The following is a 19,708-nucleotide window of genomic DNA, read 5'->3' as shown; positions in this document are numbered from 1 at the left end:
CCGCAGGAGGCTCCGCATGCTCAACCGTATTCTCGTCACCGGCCTGCTTTCCGTCGCCGCGTCGCTGGCGTTGAGCGGATGCGCCAGCGCCGACGGCCGCTGGGTGGAAATCGGCGGCCAGCGCTACCAGGTGGAAATCGCCGACGACGACGCCGAGCGCGCGCGCGGGCTGATGTTCCGCGACGTGCTGGCCGACGGCACCGGGATGCTGTTCATCCACGACCGCGAGGAACCGCAGGCGTACTGGATGAAGAACACCCGCATCCCGCTGGACATCCTGTATTTCGACGACGAACGCAAGCTGGTTGCCCAGCGTCGTGACACCCCGCCCTGCTCGGCCGGCGACGCCTGCCCGTCCTATCCGAGCAACGCGCCGGCACGCTACGTGCTGGAACTGAATGCGGGCGAAGCCGAGCGTCTGAAGCTGCAGGACGGGGCTGAACTGCATCTGGGCAAGGACATCGCGCCCGCCCGCTAGGGCTTGATCGCGGCGGAAATTGGCCGCAGTCTGGCGTCATGGGGGATCGCCTCACATTGCCGGATTGGAACAGCCTGGCGACCCGCGCCGACGAGGCGCTGCCGCTGCTGGAAACCGCGCTGCTGATCGCGCGCGACGAGTACCCCGATCTCGACGCGGATGCGTACGACACGATGGTGCAGGGCCACGTCTCGCACCTGCGCGCGGAAATCGACGCCATCGCGGCATGGCCGCTGAAGATGGCCGCGATCAACCGCCACCTGTTCGACGAACTCGGCTACAGCGGCGACCACGAGCAGTACTACGACCCGCGCAACAGCTATCTCAACCAGGTGTTCGAACGCCGCCTGGGCAATCCGATCTCGCTGGCGATGGTGCAGATGGAAGTCGCGCGCCGGCTCGGCGTACCGCTGGACGGGGTGTCATTTCCCGGTCACTTCCTGGTCCGCCTGCCGGTGGACGATGGCCTGCTGGTGATGGATCCGTTCAACGGCGGCCGCCCGCTCGGCGCCGACGAACTGCGCGAGCGGGCCCGACCGCACCTGGGCGGCGACATTCCCGACGACAACGCGCTGCTGCGCATCCTGGACCCGGCCAGCCATCGCGCCATCCTGGTGCGCGTGCTGCGCAATCTGCACGGCGTGTACGCCGAACGCGACGAATGGGATCGCGCCGCGCGCAGCGCCGACCGCGTGCTCAAGCTGATTCCCGACCAGGCCGACGCCCTGCGCGATCGCGGCATGGCCTACCTGAAGATGGAACACCTCGGCGGGGCCCGCCAGGACCTCGCGCGCTACCTGCAACTGGCTCCCGAAGCCACCGACGCGGTCGAACTGCGCGAACGCCTGGTGGAACTGAATGCCACGCCGCCGGCGAGGATGCATTGAGGGCCGGGATTCGGGATGACCGGCCGTGCGGCCGTTGAAAGCCGGGATTCGGGATTCGGGATTCGGAATTCGAAGCTTTTGCCTTTTCTCCCCCTTTGAAAAAGGGGGACTAAGGGGGATTTGGCTTTGGGTGCGAAGAGCAAGCGCTCCTCAACAGCCGAATGGCTGGTCAATCCCCCGTCACCTGCTTCGCAGGCGCCCGCCCCCCTTTTGCAAAGGGGGCTCCCGGAGCAGGATCTTCCTTTGCGCGTCATGTAGAGCGGAGCTTGCTCCGCTGCCCTGGAGTTGACACACGTCCCCGACTCGCCCGTTCCCGGCATCGCGCCAGGGCAGGCAAACCCGGCGCTACGGCACCTCGACCATCTCGAAGTCGTCCTTGGTCACGCCGCAGTCCGGGCAGGTCCAGGTGTCGGGAATGTCCTCCCAGCGGGTGCCGGGGGCAATGCCCTCCTCCGGCAGCCCCTCCGCCTCGTCGTAGAGGAAGCCGCAGACCACGCACATCCAGGTGCGGTAGGTGGTGGCGGTGGCGTCGGTCATCGGATAATGCGGGTCGGTGGGCCGTCCATTGTCCCACTCCCGTTCCCGCACCGGAAGTTTCGCCGATGAATTCCCCCTGGCCCGCCGGCGGCCCCGCGCCGCGCGGCCTGTACCTGATCACCCCCGACGAGGCCGACACCGCGCGGCTGCTGGCGCGGGTGGAACCGCTGCTCGCCGAAGGTGTCACCTGGCTCCAATACCGGCACAAGGGCGCCGACGCGGCGCTGCGCGGCCAGCAGGCGAGCGCGCTGCAGGCGCTGTGCGCGCGTGCCGGCGTGCCGCTGATCATCAACGACGACGCGGCGCTGGCGCTGGCGGTGAACGCGGCCGGCGTGCACCTGGGCGAGGACGACGGCGACATCGCCGCCGCCCGCGCGTTGCTGGGCGAGGCGGCCATCGTCGGCGCATCCTGCTATGACGAACTCGATCGCGCCCGGCGCGCGGTCGCCGCGGGCGCCAACTACGTGGCGTTCGGCGCGTTCTTCCCCACCCGCAGCAAGGCCACCACGCGCCGGGCCACGCCCGCGCTGCTGGCCGACGCCGCCGTTCTGGGCGTGCCGCGGGTGGCGATAGGCGGCATAACCCCGGACAATACACCTGCCCTGGTCGCCGCCGGAGCGGATCTGGTGGCGGTCATCGGCGGCGTGTTCGAGGCCACCGACCCCATCGGGGCGGTGCGCGCCTACCGGCGAAGCCTCGCCGCCTGACCGGCGGCCTGCTGTGGGAGCGACGCCCGTCGCGATGAAGCTTTCCCCGGCGTTCCTTCGCGGTCCAGGCCGCTCCCACCGGACGCCCTCCTGCCTGTTTGGAATCCAGATGAACCACGATCAGTCCCACGCCCTGTTCTCCCGCGCCCAGCAACTGCTTCCCGGCGGCGTCAACTCGCCGGTGCGCGCGTTCAAGTCGGTCGGCGGCGAGCCCTTCTTCGTGCAGCGCGCCGACGGCGCCTTCCTGCATGACGTGGACGGCAACCGCTACATCGACTACGTGGGTTCGTGGGGACCGATGATCGTCGGCCACAACCATCCGGCCGTGCGCGAAGCGGTCCAGGCCGCCATCCAGAACGGGCTGTCGTTCGGCGCGCCGTGCCCGGCCGAGGTCACCATGGCCGAGACCATCACCCGCCTGGTGCCGTCCTGCGAAATGGTGCGCATGGTCAACTCCGGCACCGAGGCCACGCTGTCGGCGATCCGGCTGGCGCGCGGCGCCACCGGCCGCAACCGGATCGTCAAGTTCGAAGGCTGCTACCACGGCCATGGCGATTCGTTCCTGGTCAAGGCCGGCAGCGGCATGCTGACCCTGGGCGTGCCGACTTCGCCCGGCGTGCCCGCGGGCCTGAGCGAGCTGACCCTGACCCTGAGCTACAACGACTTCGAGGGCGCGACCGCGCTGTTCGAGCAATACGGCAGCGAAATCGCCTGCCTGATCATCGAGCCGGTGGTCGGCAATGCCAACTGCCTGCCGCCGCGCGAAGGCTATCTCCAGCATCTGCGCGCGCTGTGCACGCGGCACGGCGCGCTGCTGATCTTCGACGAGGTGATGACCGGCTTCCGCGTCGCCCTCGGCGGCGCGCAGGCGCACTACGGCATCACCCCGGACCTGACCACCTTCGGCAAGGTCATCGGCGGCGGCATGCCGGTGGGCGCCTACGGCGGCCGTCGCGAACTGCTCTCGCAGATCGCCCCGGCCGGCCCCATCTACCAGGCCGGCACGCTCAGCGGCAATCCGGTGGCGATGGCCGCCGGCCTGGCGATGCTGGAACTGATCCAGGCGCCGGGTTTCCACGCCGGCCTGGCGGACGCGACGAATGCGCTCTGCGATGGCCTGGAGGCCGCCGCGCGCGAAGCCGGCGTGCCGTTCTCCACCACCCGCGTCGGCGCGATGTTCGGCATGTTCTTCACCGACCAGTACGTGGACACCTACGCGCAGGCCGTGGCCTGCGACATCGGCGCGTTCAACCGCTTCTTCCACGCGATGCTGGAACGCGGCGTGTTCCTGGCGCCTTCGGCGTTCGAGGCCGGCTTCATGTCCAGCGCGCACGACGCCGCGATCATCGAGCAGACCGTCGCCGCCGCGCGCGAGGCATTCAAGGTGGTGGCCGCCGGATGATGGTGCCGCCGCGGATCGAGCGGGTGCTGTTCGACTTCGATGGCGTGCTCGCGCACTACCATCACGAACAGCGTATCGCCCACCTGGCCGCCCACGCCGGCGCGGAGCATGAACGCGTGCGCGAGGTGCTGTTCACCTCCGGCCTGGAAACCGAGTACGACGGTGGCCGGATCAGCACGGAGCTGTATCTGTCGCGCCTGGGCGAAGGCATCGCCCGGGCGATCGACGAAGACACCTGGATTGCCTCGCGGATGGCCGGCAGCCACGCCGACACGGCGGTACTGGACCAGATCCTGGCCCTCGACGCCAGCCTGGAACTGGGCGTGCTCACCAACAACGGCCTGCTGATGGCGCGGGCCATCCCGCGCATCGTCGCGCCCATCCATCCGCGCCTGGAAGGCCGCGTGATCTGCAGCGGCGCCCTGCAACTGCGCAAGCCGGAGCCGCGCATCTACACGCTGGCGCTGGCGCAACTGGGATGGGACGCCGCGCGCACGCTGTTCGTCGACGATGTGTTCGCCAATGTCCAGGGCGCCCGCAGCGTGGGCCTGCACGCGGAAACCGTCACCGATGCCGCCAGCCTGCGGCAGGTGTTCAGGCGTTACCGGTTGGCCTGAAACCCAGCGTGCATTCCGGCTTGTGTTGTGGGAGCGACGTAAGTCGCGATTGCCGTCCAACGAGCTGCTGTCGGCACACGCGCAGAAGCTTCGCGACTGACGTCGCTCCCACAAGGGGAGCAATCGGTTGTGCGCCTACTTCCCCACAAACTGGCGCAGCGCGGCATGCAGGCGCTTGCAGCCCTCGGCCAGCTCGTCGTCGTGGATGTTCAGCGCCGGCACGAAACGGAGCACGTCCGGGCCGGCCTGCAGCAGCAGCACGCCCTGCGCGGCGGCCAGGTCGAGGATTTCGCCGGCGCGTCCGGCGAAGGCCGGCTTCAGCACCGCGCCGAGCATCAGGCCACGGCCGCGCACCTGCGAGAACAGGCCCAGTTCGGCGTCCATCTCGGCGAGCGCTTTGCGCAGCGCCGCCGACTGGCGGGCGACGTTGTTGGCGATGGCCGGCGCGGCCAGCTTGCGCAGCGCGACCCGCGCCACCGCCGCGGCCAGCGGATTGCCGCCAAAGGTGGTGCCGTGCGCGCCGAACTGCATCGCCTCGGCCACCTTCGGGCCGGCCAGCATCGCGCCAATCGGGAAGCCGCCGCCCAGCGCCTTGGCCAGGGTGACGATGTCCGGGGTCACGCCATCCTGCCAGTGCGCGAACAGGGTGCCGGTACGGCCCATGCCGGACTGGATCTCGTCCAGTACCAGCAGCGCGCCGTGGTGATCGCACAGCTCGCGCACCGCGCTGAGGAAGCCGGGCGCGGCCGGCATCACCCCGCCCTCGCCCTGGATCGGTTCCAGCATCACCGCGGCGACATCACCGGCCGCCATCGCGATTTCCAGCTGGGTGAGGTCATTGAAATCCACATAGCGGAAACCGCCGGGCAGCGGTTCGTAGCCTTCCTGGTACTTGGGCTGCGCGGTCGCGGTCACCGTCGCCAGCGTGCGGCCATGGAAGCTGCCACGGAAGGTGACGATGACGCGCTTGTCCGGCGCCCGTCCCTGACCGGCTGCCCACTTGCGCACCAGCTTGATCGCCGCCTCGTTGGCCTCGGCGCCGGAATTGCACAGGAACACGCGGCTGGCGAAGCGCGACGAGGCCACCAGTTCCTCGGCTAGGCGCAACGGCGGCTCGCTATGGAAGACGTTGCTGGTGTGCCACAGCTTGCCGGCCTGCTCGACCAGCGCCTCCACCAGATCGGGATCGTTGTGGCCCAGGCCGCACACGGCGATACCGGCGGACAGATCGATGTATTCGCGGCCTTCGCTGTCCCAGATGCGCGCGCCCTGGCCACGATCCAGGATCAGCTCGCGCTGGCGATAGATGGGCAGGTAGTACTGCTTGCCCTTGGCGAGCAGTTCGGAGGCGGGGCTGGCGGTCATGGCGTCGGCGGGCGGGCGGGACAAGAGCGATATTGTCGCTGATTTCCCCCCGATCGGCGGTCCCCGCGGGCCGCCGGCGCCGTCATCCCCGGCGGCGTCGGCAAGGTTCGCGCCGGGATGCGCCGGGACGGACGTTGCGGATCAGGCGAAATCGATCGCGTCGGCCGGCACCGCCCGGATCCGCGGTCCGAAACTGGTGATGTCCGGCAGGGTGGCGTTGTGGTGCGTGCGGATCTGCGCGGCGCTGGCGTGCGCCTTGTCATGGGTGGTGTGCGCGTCCGCCGCCAGCGTCACCGCATAGCCGTGCGCGGCCGCGCTGCGGGTGGTGGTATCGACGCAGAACTCGGTGGCGTAGCCGCAGATCACCAGTTCCTCCACACCCAGGAAAGCCAGCACTTCGTCCAGCCCGGTACGCAGGAACGAATCCGGCGTGCTCTTGCGGATGCGGCGATCGCCATCGACGACGTCGAGCCGCGGATCCAGTTGCCAGCCGGACGATTCCGGCTCCATCCCGCCCGCGCGCTCGTGCTGCACGTGGATCACCGGCACGCCGCGCGAGCGCGCGCGCCCGGCGAGCGCATTGATGCCGGCGATCACGCCGTCCGCGTCGGCCGGTGGCGGGCTGGTCTCGAACAATCCACGTTGCACATCAATCACCAGCAGTGCCAGGCTCATCATGCATCCGTCGTGTCATCGCGGGAGCACAGCTTCCCCGATCTGGATGGCGAATCCAAGTGCGTCGCGCGCGCCCGCGACCGCCATCATCGAGGTCGCGTTCACCATACGCCGACGTTTGCCATCGACGTCCACGGCTCCTGCGGCGGCAATGCCGCGCCCTTCTGCAACAGCTCGATGGAAATCAGATCGGGCGTGCGCACGAACGCCATGCGGCCATCACGCGGCGGGCGGTTGATGGTGATGCCCAGCGACTGCAGGTGCGCGCAGGTGGCGTAGATATCGTCGACCTCGAAGGCCAGGTGGCCGAAGTTGCGGGCGCTGCCGTAGTCCTCGTCCGAACCCCAGTTGTAGGTCAGTTCGATTTCCGACTCGGGATTGGCCGGCGCGCCGAAGTAGACCAGGGTGAATTTGCCGGCCTCGTTGTCCATGCGGCGCGTCTCGCGCAGGCCCAGGCCCTCGGTGAAGAACTTGCTGGTGGCGTCCAGATCGTGGACGCGGATCATCGCGTGCAGGTATTTCATGTCGTTCTCGTGAATCGTTGTTGCGGTTCAATGGGGGATGGCGGAACGCCGGGGCCGGCAGGCCCAGGCCAGGCCGAGCAGGCAGGCCAGGATCAGCACGCTGTACTCCATGCCGTTGCGGCCGAGGCCGACCACGAACCAGCCTTCCTGCGCGTGCACCAGCCAGATGCCGCAGGCGTAGATGACGGCGAACACCAGCGCCAGCGGGGTCACCCAGCGCCCCCAGGCGAGCAGCAGGGTAGCGGAGAGTTCGAACCCGGTGATGAACCAGGCGATACCCGCGCCGAAGGGAAACCCTTGCGCGTCCAGGAACTGCCCGAACGGTGCCACGCCTCCCGCGCCCAGGCGGGCCGCGCCATGGATGAAGAGCAACGCCGCCAGCACGCAGCGGATCAGGGTCAGTCCTTGCCGGAAGGGGGCGGCGTCGGCGGTCATCGGGATGCTCCGGTGGAAAAGACGTTCTGGAAAAGTGGCCTGGACCTTCAGGAAGCGATATGGCAGTGCGGGCGCAGGCGCGCGGCCAGCCCATCCAGATCGGTGCGCGCGGCCGGTGCCGGCAGCCCCTGCGGATACAGCCGGAACAGGCCATCGCGATGCTGGCGCGGCTGCACATGCAGATGCACGTGCGGGACTTCCTGCCCGCCGGCGTGGCCGTTGGACTGCCACAGGTTGAGGCCGGGTGGATCGAATTCCGCCCGCAGCGCCTGTGCGACCCGCACCGCCATCCGCATCAGCGCGGCGGCGGTGTCCGGCGCCAGTTCGTAGATCGTCTCGACATGCGCGCGCGGCACCACCAGCACATGCCCCGGAACCGGCTGGCGCAGATCCAGGAACGCCACCACATCGGCATCCTCGGCCACCCGGCTGGCCGCGGCCCGACCTTCGAGGATGGCGCAGAAGATGCACGTCATCAGGGATCCAGGAACAGGTCCGGCAACAGCGGCTGGGAAGGGTCCACGGCGTAGCCGGAGAAATCCTCGACGCCGGCTTCTCGCAGCACGTTCTCGTCGATCAGGAAATGCCCGTGGAAACCCGCCGCCGGCCGGGTGAGCACGGCATGCGCGGCGTCGGCGACGATGGCCGGGGTACGGCAACGTGGAATCTCGACGCCGGGAATCATGTTCAGGGCGTCGGTGGCGATGATCGTGCGCGGCCACAGCGCGTTGACCGCCACGCCCTGCGGACCGAACTCGCCGGCCAGGCCGAGGGTCACGAAGCTCATGCCCATCTTCGCCAGGGTGTAACCGGTGTGCGGTGTCCACCAGCGCGGATCCAGCGACGGCGGCGGCGCCAGGGTGAGGATGTGCGGATTGGCCGCCTGGCGCAGGTACGGCAGGCACGCCTGCGCGCACAGGAAACTGCCGCGCGCATTGACCTGGTTCATCAGGTCGAAGCGCTTCATCGGCGTGTCCAGCACGCCGGCCAGCCAGATGGCGCTGGCGTTGTTGACCAGGATGTCGATGCCGCCGAAGGCGTCCACGGTCGCGGCCACCGCCGCGCGCACGTCGTCCTCCTCGCGGATGTCGCATTTCAGCGCCAGGCCCTGCCCGCCCGCCTCGGTGACCGCCTGCGCCGCGCTGTGGATGGTGCCCGCCAGCTTCGGATTGGGGACCGAGGACTTGGCCGCGATCGCCACGTTGGCGCCGTCGCGCGCCGCGCGCAGGGCGATCGCCAGGCCGATGCCGCGCGAGGCGCCGGTGATGAAGAGAGTCTTGCCCTGCAAGCTGGCCATGGAAGTCCTGCGTCCGCCGATGGAAATGGGATGCCTTTCAGGATACCCCGGCCGGGCGGCGGGCCGGCGGCGGCGGGACGAAGCGTCCGGATACGGGGCCGGGAGCACGCCGCCAGCCACGTTTCACGTTGAAAGTCCACGCCCATCAGACGGGATGCCAGTCATGAACGGCCGCCTATAATCCGGGCGATGAATCCGTCCTGGTTCGACTCGCTGCTGGCCTGGATCAGCGCACATCCGGTGGCCGCGGGGGCGGTGATCTTCGCGATCGCCTTCTGCGACGCGGTGATCATCCTGGGCGCCATCGTGCCGGCGCTGCCGCTGCTGTTCGCGGTCGGCGTGCTGATCGGCCTGGGCGAGATCTCCGGCCCCTATGCGCTGATCTGCGCCGCCATCGGCGCGCTGGCCGGCGACGGCACCAGTTTCTGGGTCGGCCACCGCTGGGGGCCGCAACTGCGCCGTCACTGGCCTTTCAGCCGCTATCCGCAGTTGCTGGACCGGGGCGAGGTGCTGTTCCGCCGCAACGCCATCAAGAGCATCCTGATCGCCCGCTACGTCGGTCCCATCCGGCCGTTCGTGCCGGCGGTGGCCGGCATGCTGCGGATGCCGATGAAGCGCTACCTGCCGGCCAGCCTGCTGGCGGCGGTTTCGTGGGCGGCCCTGTTCCTGCTGCCGGGCTGGATATTCGGGCACGCCTACGACGCGGTGGCCGCGGTCGCCGGCCGCCTGGGCCTGGTGCTGGGCCTGTTGCTGGTGGTGCTGGCCCTGGCCTGGGCGCTGGTGCTGTACAGCTACCGCTGGTTCGCCGCCCATGCCGATGCGCTGCTGGCGCGCGCGCTGGCCTGGTCGCACGCGCATCCGGTCATTGGCCGCTATTCGGCGGCGGTGTTCGATCCCGGGCGCCGCGAGTCGGTGCCGCTGGCGCTGCTGGCGATCCTGCTGCTGGCGATCGTCTGGGTGTGGTTCGCCTTCCTGGTCATCGTCATCGGCCACGGCGAGCCGCTGGGCATCGATCTGGCCGTGCACGAACTGATGCAGGTGCTGCGCAATCCGCTGGCCGACCAGCCGCTGGCCGCGATCGCCTCGCTCGGCGACGAGCAGGTGCTGGCGCCGGCCTCGCTGCTGGTGCTGGTCTACCTGTGCTGGCGCCGACGCTGGATGGCGGCGGCGCACTGGCTGGCCGCGCTGGCGTTCGGCCTCGCGCTGACCGCGTGGCTCGGCGCCTCGGTCGATATTCCCAAGCCGCCGTCGGTCAGCAGCGGTTTCGGCTTCCCGTCCATCGCGGTGACGATGGCGACCATCACCTTCGGTTTCTTCGCGGTGCTGATCGCGCGCGAACTGCCGGGCCGCCAGCGGGTCTGGCCCTACCTGGTCTCGGGAATAGTGGTGGCGCTGATCGGCTTCGCCCGCATCTACCTGGGCGCGCACTGGCTCAGCGACATCATCGGCGGCATGCTGTTCGGCATCGTCTGGCTGCTGGTGCTGGGCATCGCCTACCGGCGGCGCATGGTGCGCTCGTTCTGGATCACCCCGTTGGGCTGGCTGTTCTACGGCGCCTTCGCCGTCGCCGCGCTGTGGCACGCGCCGCGCAACGTGGATCGCATGCTGGCGCAGTTCGAGACCCCGGTGATGGTGCGGGCGATGGCGATGGACGACTGGTGGCGGGAAGGCTGGCAACGACTGCCGGCGCGCCGCAACGAGTTCGACGACGAACAGCGCTGGCCGCTGGACGTGCAGGTGGCCGGGCCGCTGGCGCCGCTGCAGGCGCGACTGGAAGCGGCCGGCTGGCGGGCGCAGCCGCAGGCCGGCTGGGAGGACGCGCTCAACCTGCTGGATACCGATCTGTCCCCGGCCGAGCAGCCGGTGCTGCCGGCCACCCTGGATACCCGCGCCGAGAGCCTGCTGATGGTGCGCGACGGCGCCCAGCCCGGCCTGCGCTTCGTGCTGCGGCTGTGGCCGGCGAACACGCTGCTGCAACCGGGCGACACCCCGCTGTGGATCGGCAGTGCGCAGGTGTTGAAGCACCAGCAGGCGTTCCGGCTGGTGGGCGTGTGGCGCCCGTTGCGCGAAGCCGATGCGGCACTGCTCGCGGTGAGTGCCGCCACCGCGCCGATGCAGCACCGGATCGAACCGCACCCGCAATCGAAACTGCCGGTGCTGCGCGTACGCACGGATGCCGTGCCGACCGCTCCGCCGGAACCTGCCGCCAGGAAACCTTGAGCCTGATCAGGCGATCGCCGCGAGCAGCCGATCCAGGCGCACGTGCGGATTGTCTTCCTGCAGCAGCATCGCCCGCTGCTGCGCGCTGAGCGGAAGCAGTTCCGCCAACCGCCATCCCACCCACGCGGCGCTGTCCATCTGCGCCGGGGTGATCCGCGCCAGATCCGCGCCGGCCTGTTCGAGCAGGCTCTGCAGCAGCGTCGCCAGCAGGCCGTGCTGGGGTTGCAGTTCGTCGTCGGGCTCGGGCTCGCACCACTGCACTTCGCCCATCACCAGGCCGTTGTCGCGCACGCGGGTGCGGATGACCCGGAACCGGCGCGCGCCGCGCACGCGCAGGGCGAGCAGGCCGTCGGGGCCGGTATCGAAGTCCTCGATCATGGCCTCGGTGCCGTAGGCGGCCGGCACCGCGGGCTGCCCCGCTTCCTCGCCTTCCAGGATCAGGCAGATGCCGAAACCACGACCGGATCGCCCGCAATCGCGCACCAGGTCCAGATACCGCCGCTCGAATACCCGCAAGCCCAGGCCCGCACCGGGCAGCAACACGGCATGCAGGGGGAACAACGGCAGGATTTCGGTCATCGGATCTCCGTCAACCACGGTCCAGGGTGGCATATCGGAATCCATCCACGGAACAGTCATCGACACTGGGCGGTGGTGGGGCGGGATCCACCCTACGCGGTTTCCCGCAGCGCCGCCAGGAAGCGGCGCTGCGCGCCGTCGAAGCCGCCGTTGGACATGAACACCACGTGGTCGCCCGGGCGCGCGATCGACCGCAGCGCGGCGATCAACGCCTCCACGTCCGGCACCGTGCGCGCGTCGCCGCGGATCGCGTCGACCACCTTGCCGGCGTCCCACGGCAATTCCGGCCGGTGCAGGAACACCACCGCGTCGGCCAGCGCCAGCGATGGCGCGAGCGCATCGGCGTGCGCGCCCAACCGCATCGAATTGCTGCGCGGCTCCATCGCCACCACGATGCGCGCGTCGCCCACCTTCGCCCGCAGTCCTTGCAGGGTCGTGTGGATGGCGGTGGGATGGTGGGCGAAATCGTCGTACAGGGTGATGCCGTCCGCCTCGCCGATGACTTCCAGCCGCCGCTTGACGCTGCGGAAATGCGCCAGCGCCGGCATCACCGTCGCCGGGTCCACGCCGACCGCGTTCACCGCGGCCAGCGCGGCCAGTCCGTTGAGCACGTTGTGGCGGCCCAGCAGCGGCCAGCGCACTTCACCGAGTTCGCGGCCCTGGTGGCTCACGGCGAAGACGCTGCCGTCCTCGCGGATCAAGCGCGCGCTCCATTCCAGCGCGGGATCGAAGCCGAATCGTTCCACCGGCGTCCAGCACCCCATCGCCAGCACTTCGGCCAGGCGCGCATCCTCGCCGTTGACGATCAGGCGGCCGCGGCGCGGCACCGTGCGGACCAGATGATGGAACTGGCGCTGGATGGCGGCCACGTCGGGAAAGATGTCGGCGTGGTCGTATTCCAGGTTGTTGAGGATCGCCACCAGCGGCCGGTAGTGGACGAACTTGCTGCGCTTGTCGAAGAACGCGGTGTCGTACTCGTCCGCCTCCACCACGAACTCGCGGCCCTGGCCCACCCGCGCCGACACGCCGAAGTCCTCCGCCACGCCGCCAATCAGGAAACCCGGCGAGCGTCCGGCCGCTTCCAGCAGGTAGGTCAGGATGGTGGTGGTGGTGGTCTTGCCGTGGGTGCCGGCCACCGCAAGGGTGTCGCGGCCGGGCAGCACGCGCTCGGACAGCCACTGCGCGCCGGAGGTGTAGCGGCGGCCCTCGTCCAGCACCGCCTCGACCGCGTCGTTGCCGCGCGAGAGCGCGTTGCCGATGACGATCTCCTCGCAGTCCGGCGAGATGTTGTTTGCCTGGTAACCCTGCGCCAGCGCGATGCCGAGGTTCTCCAACTGCGTGGACATCGGCGGGTAGATTGCCTGGTCGCTGCCTTCGACCTCGTGCCCCAGCTCGCGGGCGAGCGCGGCCACGCCGCCCATGAACGTGCCGGCAATTCCCAGAATGTGGATCTTCAAGACGACGTTTCCGTGGTGAACGACGAGACTTTAGCCCAGTGCTTCCCTTTCGGCACGCCGGTGCGCCAGCGGCGGTGCGGCCCGGCGCACGGACGATGCAACCGGGGCGGGAGGCCCGGGCCAGCGAGACAGGGAGCGCGTTATCAGCGGCGTTCCGCCGCCTCGCGGTGGGCCGCCATGCAATCACACAGCGGCCGCAGCCGTGCGGAAGCCGGCCTCAGCCGACTTCCTTGGCCGGCGCCAACGCTTCGATCAGGCGGCTGAACACCTCGTCCAGCGAACCGACGCCATCGACGACGGTGAGCTGGCCGTGCTGGCGGTAGTACTCGATGACCGGCGCGGTCTGGCTGGTGTACTTGTCCAGGCGGTTGCGGACCACGTCCGGGGAATCGTCGTCGCGGCCCTCGGCCTTGGCGCGGCCGGCGATGCGTTCCACCAGCAGATCGGTGGGGACTTCCAGCTGCACCGCGAAATCCATCGGCTGGCGGATCCGCTCCAGCAGCACGCCCAGGGCGTCGGCCTGGACCAGGTTGCGCGGGTAGCCGTCGAGGATGAAACCGTTGGCGGTGTCCGGACGGGCGAACCGATCCTCCAGCATGCCCAGCAGGATCTCGTCGCTGACGAAATCGCCGCGCGCCATGATTTCCTTGGCCTGCACGCCCAGCGGCGTGCCCGCCGCGACTTCCGCGCGGAGCAGATCACCGGTGGAAATGTGGGGAACCTGCAGATATTCCTTCAGACGCGCCGCCTGAGTGCCCTTGCCCGACCCGGGGGGGCCCAGTAGAACCAATCGCATTGTGTAACTCCCGAACTAGAATCCTGCTGGCGGTGCCGGGCGGCGGGATCCCCCGCGCCTCGCTGCACCGCGTCATCTGTGTGAAGCTTACCGCATCCCAGCAACCCGGAACGTACCCCCCATGTCCCAGGGCACCCTACTTTATGCGCAGTCCGGCGGTGTCACCGCCGTCATCAACGCCACCGCCGCGGCCGTCATCGGCGAGGCACGCGCCCGTAAAATCAAGGTCTTGGCGGCCCGCAACGGCATCCTCGGCGCCCTGCGCGAGGAGCTGATCGACACCAGCAAGGAGTCCGCCGCGGCCATCCGCGCGCTGGCCCAGACCCCCGGCGGCGCGTTCGGCTCGTGCCGGGTCAAGCTGAAGTCGCTGGAGGCCGACCGCGCCCGCTACGAACGCCTGCTGGCGGTATTCAAGGCCCACGACGTGCGCTGGTTCCTCTACAACGGCGGCAACGACTCGGCCGATACCGCGCTCAAGGTGTCGCAGTTGGCCAAGGCCTTCGACTACCCGTTGACCTGCATCGGCGTGCCCAAGACGGTCGACAACGATCTGGCCGTCACCGACACCTGCCCGGGCTTCGGTTCGGCCGCCAAGTACACCGCGGTATCCGTGCGCGAGGCGGCGCTGGACGTGGCGGCGATGGCCGAGACCTCCACCAAGGTGTTCGTGTACGAGGCCATGGGCCGCCACGCAGGCTGGCTGGCCGCGGCCGCCGGCCTGGCCGGGCAGTCGCCGGACGACGCGCCCCAGATCATCCTGTTCCCGGAGCGCGCCTACGACGAGACGGCGTTCCTGGCCCAGGTGAAGAAGGTCGTGGCCAAGGTCGGCTGGTGCGTGGTGGTGGCCAGCGAGGGCATCCAGCACGCCGACGGCCGCTTCGTCGCCGACGCCGGCGGCGGCAAGGATTCGTTCGGGCACACCCAGCTCGGCGGCGTGGCGTCCTATCTGGCCGGCCGGGTCAAGGACCAGTTGGGCTTCAAGGTCCACTGGACCCTGCCCGACTATCTGCAGCGCTCGGCCCGCCACATCGCCTCGAAGACCGACTGGGAACAGGCCCAGGCGGTCGGCAAGGCCGCGGTCCAGTACGCGCTTAAGGGACAGAACGCGGTGATGCCGGTGATCGTGCGCACGTCCGACGCGCCGTACCGCTGGAAGATCGAAGCCGCGCCGCTGGAAAAAGTCGCCAACCACGAAAAGAAGATGCCGAACGGCTTCCTGCGCAAGGACGGCTACGGCATCACCGCCGCCGCGCGCAAATACCTGGAGCCGCTGATCCGCGGCGAGGCCTATCCCGAGTTCGGCCGCGACGGCCTGCCGAAGTACGTCGCGCTGAAGAACGTGGCGGTGAAGCAGAAGCTGCCGAAGTGGGAGGGGTGAGCGGGAGATGGCGTCCGCGATGAAACATCGTGGCGCCGTCTTCCTGCTCGTTTCCTTGTTCATCGTTCAATGACGCGGGTGGGACCAAGTCCCACCGTCGCCCCAAACTTCGGCGTGATATCCCCTATGCAGTTCCCCACGCCTGCGCTAGCCTGCGCGCGGGGAAATCTGGAGGGGAAACCCGATGTCGACGGTTCGCGCCTTGCCGGCGCTGGCGTTGCTGTGCGCGTCCGCCGTCGCTGGCGCCGTCACGCCGGGTCAGGCGATTCCCTCCATTCCCGCGGTTCCACCCTCGGCGCCCGTCACGGTACCGGCCTGCCCGCCATCGGAAGGCGCAGAGCTGGAACTCGCACTCGCGGACACCTTGAATTCCGCCCGCACCCAACGCGGCGAACGCTTTCGCCTGACGCTTGTCGAGCCCGTGATCACTTCCGACGGCACCTTGCCCGCCGGCACCGCCGGCGTCGGTGAAGTCGTGCATGCCGAGCCGTCGCGCGGCGGCGGCAAGCCGGGCGAAATCCTGCTGGCGGCGCGGTATCTCGAATACCAGGGCGAGCAGATACGACTGAGCGGTTTCAAGCTGGGCGGCAGCGGCCAGGATCGCTCGCGTGCCGCGATCGGCACGGCCGTCGTGGCCGGTCCCTTCGCCTATTTCCTCAAGGGCAGGGAAATCGAACTGCCCGCCGGCACCCGCGCGCGGGCCCGGCTCGCGCAGGCGCTGCCGCCATCGGCATCGCCGTCGCCGGCCTGCGCCATCGCGCGGACGCCGCCAACCGAATCCCCACGCACCACCACCCAACCAACGGAGTAGAGCATCCATGCGTTTCCGCCTGACCCGCCTCGTGATCGCCGCAGTCCTGTGTGCCCCGTTCGCCATCGCCGCCCAGGAAGCCGCCACCGCGGCGCCGGCGGAAGCGGCCGATGCCGCCCCCTCGCCCGCGCCACGGGAACAAGCAGCACCTGCGCCGGCCCCCGCCGCCGACGCGCCCGCGCCGGCATCGCAGTCCAAGGGCGCGATCGCCATCGCCGCTCCGGAGGCCGGCAAGGGCCAGATCGTGTTCTTCCGTGAAAAGAAATTTGCCGGCGCCGCCGTCAACTACATCGTCCGCGAAGGCGAAACCGAACTGGGCAAGCTGAGCAGCGGCAGCTATTTCGTCGTCGCGGTGGAACCCGGCGCGCACGCCTACACCGTGCATTCGGAAGCCAAGGACGTGCTCAACCTGGAAGTGGAAGCCGGCGAGACCTACTACGTGATCGGCGGCATCACCATGGGCTTCCTGGCGGGCCGGCCGAACCTGTCGCCGTCGGATCAGGCCGCGTTCGACGCCATGTCCGGCAAGCTCAAGCCGTCCAAGCCGTTGAAGAACTGAGTTTCATCCACCGGCGCACGCGCGGCTGGGCCCGCGTGCGCCGCGTGTGGTCATTGCACGCATGGTGGGAATGACGCGGCGTGATTGGAACGGATTGCTCGACCATCGTCGAGCAACGACGATGGCCGTCAGGCAGGTCCCCACCCTAGGGACACTTGCCCTCGACCTTCATCCCGGCGGCGAACAGCGGAATCTTCGCCTGCGCGATCTTGCCGGCGGCGATGTCCTGCTTGGCGTCTTCCAGGTAGATGCGGGCCTGGCCCTGGCCATCCTTGTCCGGCGTGCTGACCGCCACCGGCTTGCGCCAGATGCGGACGACCGCCTGCTGCGAGGCGCAGGCCGCGCTCGGAATGCGGATCACGTCGTTGAGCAGCCAGCCCGACGCCGTGTCCGGCTTGGCCTTGGCCGCGTCCAGCAGGCGCGCGCGCGGCTGGCACTGCGCGCTGGTGCGGACCACGCTGAAACGGTAGGGCTGCGCCGCATCGCCGGTGAACATGCCCTCGAAACGGGCGCACGCCTCCGGAATCTGGCGGATGGTATGGACCGCGCCCACCGCCTGCGCGGTGGCGGCGCCGGGCCGCTTGATCTCCGGCTGCGGTTCGGCCGCAAACGCCGGCAGGACAACGGCGGCGGCCAGGGTGGCGGTGAGGACGAGGGAGGAAATCGGACGCATCGGGCAACCTCGGGAACACGACCGCGCAAGGCTGGCACGGCCTGCCTGAACCCCGGCTCGTGGTTGGCGGGCGGGCCGGGCTCGGGTCATACTCGGGGCGCTCCAGGGATTGTCTGAACACGTCGGTATCCGCGCGGCCCCTCGCCGCAGTGGCTGTATCCCGTTCGACAGGCTCCATCGGGATCACCGCCCCACCCGGATTTTCGACCGGTCATGCACTCGCCGGACGTCATCCATCTACCTTGGGAGGGGTCATGCTGGAACAACACGGTTTGACGCTGTCGCTGGTCTGCGCCGCGGTGGCAATTCTTTACGGAATATTCTCGGCACGCTGGATTCTGTCCCGGCCTGCCGGCAATCCGCGCATGCAGGAAATCGCGGCGGCGGTGCAGGAAGGCGCAAGCGCCTACCTGCGCCGGCAATACACCACCATCGCGATCGTCGGCGTCATCCTGTTCCTGATCATCGGCTTCGTGCCCGCGCTGGGCTGGCCCACCGCCATCGGTTTCGCCATCGGCGCGGCGCTGTCGGGCGTGGCCGGTTTCATCGGCATGTTCGTCTCGGTACGCGCCAACGTGCGCACGGCCGAGGCCGCCACCCACGGCCTGAACCAGGCGTTGAAGATCAGTTTCACCGGCGGCGCGGTCACCGGCTTGCTGGTGGTCGGCCTGGGCCTGCTGGGCGTGGCCGGCTATTTCATCGTGGTCTGGAACGGCCAGCCCACCGAGGCCGCGATCAAGGCCGCGTTGCAGCCGATGGTCGGGCTGGCCTTCGGTGCCTCGCTGATCTCGATCTTCGCGCGCCTGGGCGGCGGCATCTTCACCAAGGGCGCCGATGTCGGCGCGGATCTGGTCGGCAAGGTCGAAGCGGGCATCCCCGAGGACGACCCGCGCAACCCGGCGGTGATCGCCGACAACGTCGGCGACAACGTCGGCGACTGCGCCGGCATGGCCGCCGACCTGTTCGAGACCTATGCGGTGACGGTAATCGCGGCGATGCTGATCGCCGGCATCTCCTTCGCCACCTACGGCTGGGCCGGCGTGGTCTATCCGCTGGTGCTGGGCGCGGTGTCGATCCTGGCTTCGGTCATCGGCACCTTCTTCGTCAAGGCGCGTGAAGGCGGCAAGATCATGAACGCGCTGTACCGCGGACTCGCGGTTTCCGGCGTGCTGGCCGCCATCGCGTTCTTCTTCGTCACCAAGTCGATGTTCGCGCCGGAACTGTTGATGCCGCTATTCGGCTGCGCGCTGATCGGCCTGGTGCTGACCGCGGCGATGGTGGTAATCACCGAGTACTACACCGCCACCGAGTACGCGCCGGTGCAGCAGGTCGCCAAGGCGTCCGAAACCGGCCACGCCACCAACATCATCGCCGGCCTGGCGGTGTCGATGAAGTCGACCGCGCTGCCGGTGATCGCGGTGGCGATCGCCATCCTGGCCAGCTTCTGGGTGGGCGGCCTGTACGGCGTCGCCGTCGCCGCCACCGCGATGCTGTCGATGGCCGGCATGGTGGTCGCGCTGGATGCCTACGGCCCGATCACCGACAACGCCGGTGGCATCGCCGAAATGAGCGAGCTGGGCCCGGACATCCGCAAGATCACCGATGCCCTGGACGCGGTCGGCAACACCACCAAGGCGGTGACCAAGGGCTATGCGATCGGTTCGGCCGCGCTGGCGGCACTGGTGCTGTTCGCCGACTACGCGCACAAGCTGGGCGAGAAGTTCGGCGAGGGCGCGGTCAGTTTCGCCATCAACGATCCCAAGGTGGTGGTCGGCCTGCTGATCGGCGGCCTGATTCCGTACCTGTTCGGCGCCTTCGCGATGCAGGCGGTGGGCCGTTCGGCCGGCGCGGTGGTGGAGGAAGTGCGCCGCCAGTTCCGCGAGATCAAGGGCATCATGGAAGGCACCGGCAAGCCGGAGTACGACAAGGCGGTGGACCTGCTGACCAGGTCGGCGATCCGCGAAATGATCGTGCCGTCGCTGCTGCCGCTGATCATCCCGATCATCGTCGGCCTGCTGCTCGGCCCGGCCGCGCTGGGCGGCCTGCTGATGGGCACGATCGTCACCGGCCTGTTCGTCGCCATCTCGATGTGCACCGGCGGCGGCGCCTGGGACAACGCCAAGAAGTACATCGAGGAAGGCCATCACGGCGGCAAGGGTTCGGATGCGCACAAGGCCGCGGTCACCGGCGACACCGTCGGCGATCCGTACAAGGACACCGCCGGCCCGGCCATCAATCCGCTGATCAAGATCATCAACATCGTCGCCCTGCTGCTGGTGCCGCTGCTGCCGGTGGACGGTTGGTTCAAGGG

At 69.2% G+C, this 19,708-nt stretch carries 20 protein-coding genes and 1 pseudogene; 10 read left to right on the top strand and 11 right to left on the bottom strand.

Features of this window, described 5'->3' with window-relative positions; all coding sequences use genetic code 11:
- Positions 1-16 precede the first annotated feature (16 nt).
- A complete protein-coding gene (locus tag IB228_RS00420) occupies positions 17-478 on the top strand; it encodes a DUF192 domain-containing protein (protein WP_183644415.1) in 462 nt (153 codons plus the stop codon).
- A gap of 38 nt (positions 479-516) precedes the next feature.
- A complete protein-coding gene (locus tag IB228_RS00415) occupies positions 517-1,365 on the top strand; it encodes a SirB1 family protein (protein WP_192197266.1) in 849 nt (282 codons plus the stop codon).
- A gap of 345 nt (positions 1,366-1,710) precedes the next feature.
- Here the strand turns inward: IB228_RS00415 and IB228_RS00410 are convergent, their stop codons facing one another.
- Positions 1,711-1,902, bottom strand: coding sequence for a rubredoxin (locus IB228_RS00410; RefSeq protein ID WP_141454019.1), 192 nt, complete (start codon positions 1,900-1,902; stop codon positions 1,711-1,713).
- A 65-nt stretch (positions 1,903-1,967) separates the two neighbouring features.
- Here IB228_RS00410 and thiE point away from each other — a divergent pair, with 65 nt between their 5' ends.
- The 3 genes from thiE to IB228_RS00395 all read left to right on the top strand — a co-directional run bounded on the left by thiE (position 1,968) and on the right by IB228_RS00395 (position 4,628).
- Positions 1,968-2,609: a thiamine phosphate synthase gene (gene thiE, locus IB228_RS00405; protein WP_183644421.1), complete on the top strand. Its 642-nt coding sequence runs from the start codon at positions 1,968-1,970 to the stop codon at positions 2,607-2,609.
- Between the two features lie 109 nt (positions 2,610-2,718).
- Positions 2,719-4,011 carry a glutamate-1-semialdehyde 2,1-aminomutase gene (gene hemL, locus IB228_RS00400; RefSeq protein ID WP_192197265.1) on the top strand — a complete coding sequence of 431 codons (1,293 nt, stop codon included), beginning with the start codon at positions 2,719-2,721 and terminating at the stop codon, positions 4,009-4,011.
- Positions 4,011-4,628 (top strand): HAD family phosphatase, encoded by a 618-nt coding sequence (locus tag IB228_RS00395; protein ID WP_192197826.1) that lies wholly within the window; start codon positions 4,011-4,013, stop codon positions 4,626-4,628. The genes hemL and IB228_RS00395 overlap by 1 nt, the downstream gene beginning before the upstream one ends.
- Positions 4,629-4,763: 135 nt before the next feature.
- On the opposite strand, the gene IB228_RS00390 is transcribed toward IB228_RS00395, so the two are convergent.
- The 6 genes from IB228_RS00390 to IB228_RS00365 all read right to left on the bottom strand — a co-directional run bounded on the left by IB228_RS00390 (position 4,764) and on the right by IB228_RS00365 (position 8,924).
- A complete protein-coding gene (locus IB228_RS00390) occupies positions 4,764-5,993 on the bottom strand; it encodes an acetylornithine transaminase (protein ID WP_192197825.1) in 1,230 nt (409 codons plus the stop codon).
- 141 nt (positions 5,994-6,134) lie between these two features.
- A complete protein-coding gene (locus tag IB228_RS00385; RefSeq protein ID WP_141454023.1) occupies positions 6,135-6,668 on the bottom strand; it encodes a cysteine hydrolase family protein in 534 nt (177 codons plus the stop codon).
- 101 nt (positions 6,669-6,769) lie between these two features.
- Positions 6,770-7,192 (bottom strand): VOC family protein, encoded by a 423-nt coding sequence (locus tag IB228_RS00380; protein WP_183644428.1) that lies wholly within the window; start codon positions 7,190-7,192, stop codon positions 6,770-6,772.
- A 27-nt stretch (positions 7,193-7,219) separates the two neighbouring features.
- On the bottom strand, positions 7,220-7,627 hold the full coding sequence (locus IB228_RS00375; RefSeq protein ID WP_192197264.1) for a DoxX family protein: 408 nt from the start codon (positions 7,625-7,627) through the stop codon (positions 7,220-7,222).
- 47 nt (positions 7,628-7,674) lie between these two features.
- On the bottom strand, positions 7,675-8,103 hold the full coding sequence (locus tag IB228_RS00370) for an HIT family protein (RefSeq protein WP_192197263.1): 429 nt from the start codon (positions 8,101-8,103) through the stop codon (positions 7,675-7,677).
- Positions 8,103-8,924, bottom strand: a complete 822-nt coding sequence (locus IB228_RS00365; protein ID WP_183644438.1) for an NAD(P)-dependent oxidoreductase — start codon at positions 8,922-8,924, stop codon at positions 8,103-8,105. Before IB228_RS00365 ends, IB228_RS00370 begins: the two co-directional genes overlap by 1 nt.
- 189 nt (positions 8,925-9,113) lie before the next feature.
- Here IB228_RS00365 and IB228_RS00360 point away from each other — a divergent pair, with 189 nt between their 5' ends.
- Positions 9,114-11,144, top strand: coding sequence for a bifunctional DedA family/phosphatase PAP2 family protein (locus IB228_RS00360; protein WP_183644441.1), 2,031 nt, complete (start codon positions 9,114-9,116; stop codon positions 11,142-11,144).
- A gap of 6 nt (positions 11,145-11,150) precedes the next feature.
- On the opposite strand, the gene IB228_RS00355 is transcribed toward IB228_RS00360, so the two are convergent.
- The 3 genes from IB228_RS00355 to IB228_RS00345 all read right to left on the bottom strand — a co-directional run bounded on the left by IB228_RS00355 (position 11,151) and on the right by IB228_RS00345 (position 13,976).
- Positions 11,151-11,723, bottom strand: a complete 573-nt coding sequence (locus IB228_RS00355) for an LON peptidase substrate-binding domain-containing protein (RefSeq protein WP_192197262.1) — start codon at positions 11,721-11,723, stop codon at positions 11,151-11,153.
- 92 nt (positions 11,724-11,815) lie between these two features.
- Positions 11,816-13,180: a UDP-N-acetylmuramate:L-alanyl-gamma-D-glutamyl-meso-diaminopimelate ligase gene (mpl, locus tag IB228_RS00350; RefSeq protein WP_225562175.1), complete on the bottom strand. Its 1,365-nt coding sequence runs from the start codon at positions 13,178-13,180 to the stop codon at positions 11,816-11,818.
- 217 nt (positions 13,181-13,397) lie between these two features.
- Positions 13,398-13,976, bottom strand: coding sequence for an adenylate kinase (locus IB228_RS00345; protein WP_183644447.1), 579 nt, complete (start codon positions 13,974-13,976; stop codon positions 13,398-13,400).
- A gap of 121 nt (positions 13,977-14,097) precedes the next feature.
- Between IB228_RS00345 and IB228_RS00340 the strand changes: the two genes are divergently transcribed.
- The 3 genes from IB228_RS00340 to IB228_RS00330 all read left to right on the top strand — a co-directional run bounded on the left by IB228_RS00340 (position 14,098) and on the right by IB228_RS00330 (position 16,724).
- On the top strand, positions 14,098-15,354 hold the full coding sequence (locus IB228_RS00340) for a 6-phosphofructokinase (RefSeq protein ID WP_183644450.1): 1,257 nt from the start codon (positions 14,098-14,100) through the stop codon (positions 15,352-15,354).
- A 184-nt stretch (positions 15,355-15,538) separates the two neighbouring features.
- Positions 15,539-16,165 (top strand): hypothetical protein, encoded by a 627-nt coding sequence (locus tag IB228_RS00335; protein ID WP_192197261.1) that lies wholly within the window; start codon positions 15,539-15,541, stop codon positions 16,163-16,165.
- A gap of 7 nt (positions 16,166-16,172) precedes the next feature.
- Positions 16,173-16,724 carry a DUF2846 domain-containing protein gene (locus IB228_RS00330; protein ID WP_183644455.1) on the top strand — a complete coding sequence of 184 codons (552 nt, stop codon included), beginning with the start codon at positions 16,173-16,175 and terminating at the stop codon, positions 16,722-16,724.
- 145 nt (positions 16,725-16,869) lie between these two features.
- On the opposite strand, the gene IB228_RS00325 is transcribed toward IB228_RS00330, so the two are convergent.
- Positions 16,870-17,397, bottom strand: coding sequence for a hypothetical protein (locus IB228_RS00325; protein WP_183644458.1), 528 nt, complete (start codon positions 17,395-17,397; stop codon positions 16,870-16,872).
- Between the two features lie 254 nt (positions 17,398-17,651).
- Between IB228_RS00325 and IB228_RS00320 the strand changes: the two are divergent.
- A pseudogene (locus IB228_RS00320) lies at positions 17,652-19,685 on the top strand (sodium-translocating pyrophosphatase); the annotation flags it as partial.
- Positions 19,686-19,708 lie beyond the last annotated feature (23 nt).

It is taken from the genome of Pseudoxanthomonas sp. PXM04 (assembly GCF_014851695.1).
GTDB classification, from domain to species: Bacteria; Pseudomonadota; Gammaproteobacteria; order Xanthomonadales; family Xanthomonadaceae; genus Pseudoxanthomonas_A; species Pseudoxanthomonas_A beigongshangi.
This window is presented reverse-complemented; position numbering and strand designations above follow the sequence as displayed.

What these genes read in the sequence shown, in the direction of transcription:
- IB228_RS00355 (WP_192197262.1), bottom strand. Translation starts at nt 11,723, where the DNA reads ATGACCGAAATCCTGCCGTTGTTCCCCCTGCATGCCGTGTTGCTGCCC.
- IB228_RS00360 (WP_183644441.1), top strand. Translation starts at nt 9,114, where the DNA reads ATGAATCCGTCCTGGTTCGACTCGCTGCTGGCCTGGATCAGCGCACAT.
- IB228_RS00340 (WP_183644450.1), top strand. Translation starts at nt 14,098, where the DNA reads ATGTCCCAGGGCACCCTACTTTATGCGCAGTCCGGCGGTGTCACCGCC.
- IB228_RS00370 (WP_192197263.1), bottom strand. Translation starts at nt 8,103, where the DNA reads ATGACGTGCATCTTCTGCGCCATCCTCGAAGGTCGGGCCGCGGCCAGC.
- IB228_RS00420 (WP_183644415.1), top strand. Translation starts at nt 17, where the DNA reads ATGCTCAACCGTATTCTCGTCACCGGCCTGCTTTCCGTCGCCGCGTCG.
- thiE (WP_183644421.1), top strand. Translation starts at nt 1,968, where the DNA reads ATGAATTCCCCCTGGCCCGCCGGCGGCCCCGCGCCGCGCGGCCTGTAC.
- IB228_RS00345 (WP_183644447.1), bottom strand. Translation starts at nt 13,976, where the DNA reads ATGCGATTGGTTCTACTGGGCCCCCCCGGGTCGGGCAAGGGCACTCAG.
- IB228_RS00365 (WP_183644438.1), bottom strand. Translation starts at nt 8,924, where the DNA reads ATGGCCAGCTTGCAGGGCAAGACTCTCTTCATCACCGGCGCCTCGCGC.
- IB228_RS00330 (WP_183644455.1), top strand. Translation starts at nt 16,173, where the DNA reads ATGCGTTTCCGCCTGACCCGCCTCGTGATCGCCGCAGTCCTGTGTGCC.
- IB228_RS00395 (WP_192197826.1), top strand. Translation starts at nt 4,011, where the DNA reads ATGGTGCCGCCGCGGATCGAGCGGGTGCTGTTCGACTTCGATGGCGTG.
- hemL (WP_192197265.1), top strand. Translation starts at nt 2,719, where the DNA reads ATGAACCACGATCAGTCCCACGCCCTGTTCTCCCGCGCCCAGCAACTG.
- IB228_RS00415 (WP_192197266.1), top strand. Translation starts at nt 517, where the DNA reads ATGGGGGATCGCCTCACATTGCCGGATTGGAACAGCCTGGCGACCCGC.
- IB228_RS00390 (WP_192197825.1), bottom strand. Translation starts at nt 5,993, where the DNA reads ATGACCGCCAGCCCCGCCTCCGAACTGCTCGCCAAGGGCAAGCAGTAC.
- IB228_RS00375 (WP_192197264.1), bottom strand. Translation starts at nt 7,627, where the DNA reads ATGACCGCCGACGCCGCCCCCTTCCGGCAAGGACTGACCCTGATCCGC.
- IB228_RS00325 (WP_183644458.1), bottom strand. Translation starts at nt 17,397, where the DNA reads ATGCGTCCGATTTCCTCCCTCGTCCTCACCGCCACCCTGGCCGCCGCC.
- IB228_RS00335 (WP_192197261.1), top strand. Translation starts at nt 15,539, where the DNA reads ATGTCGACGGTTCGCGCCTTGCCGGCGCTGGCGTTGCTGTGCGCGTCC.
- IB228_RS00385 (WP_141454023.1), bottom strand. Translation starts at nt 6,668, where the DNA reads ATGAGCCTGGCACTGCTGGTGATTGATGTGCAACGTGGATTGTTCGAG.
- IB228_RS00380 (WP_183644428.1), bottom strand. Translation starts at nt 7,192, where the DNA reads ATGAAATACCTGCACGCGATGATCCGCGTCCACGATCTGGACGCCACC.
- IB228_RS00410 (WP_141454019.1), bottom strand. Translation starts at nt 1,902, where the DNA reads ATGACCGACGCCACCGCCACCACCTACCGCACCTGGATGTGCGTGGTC.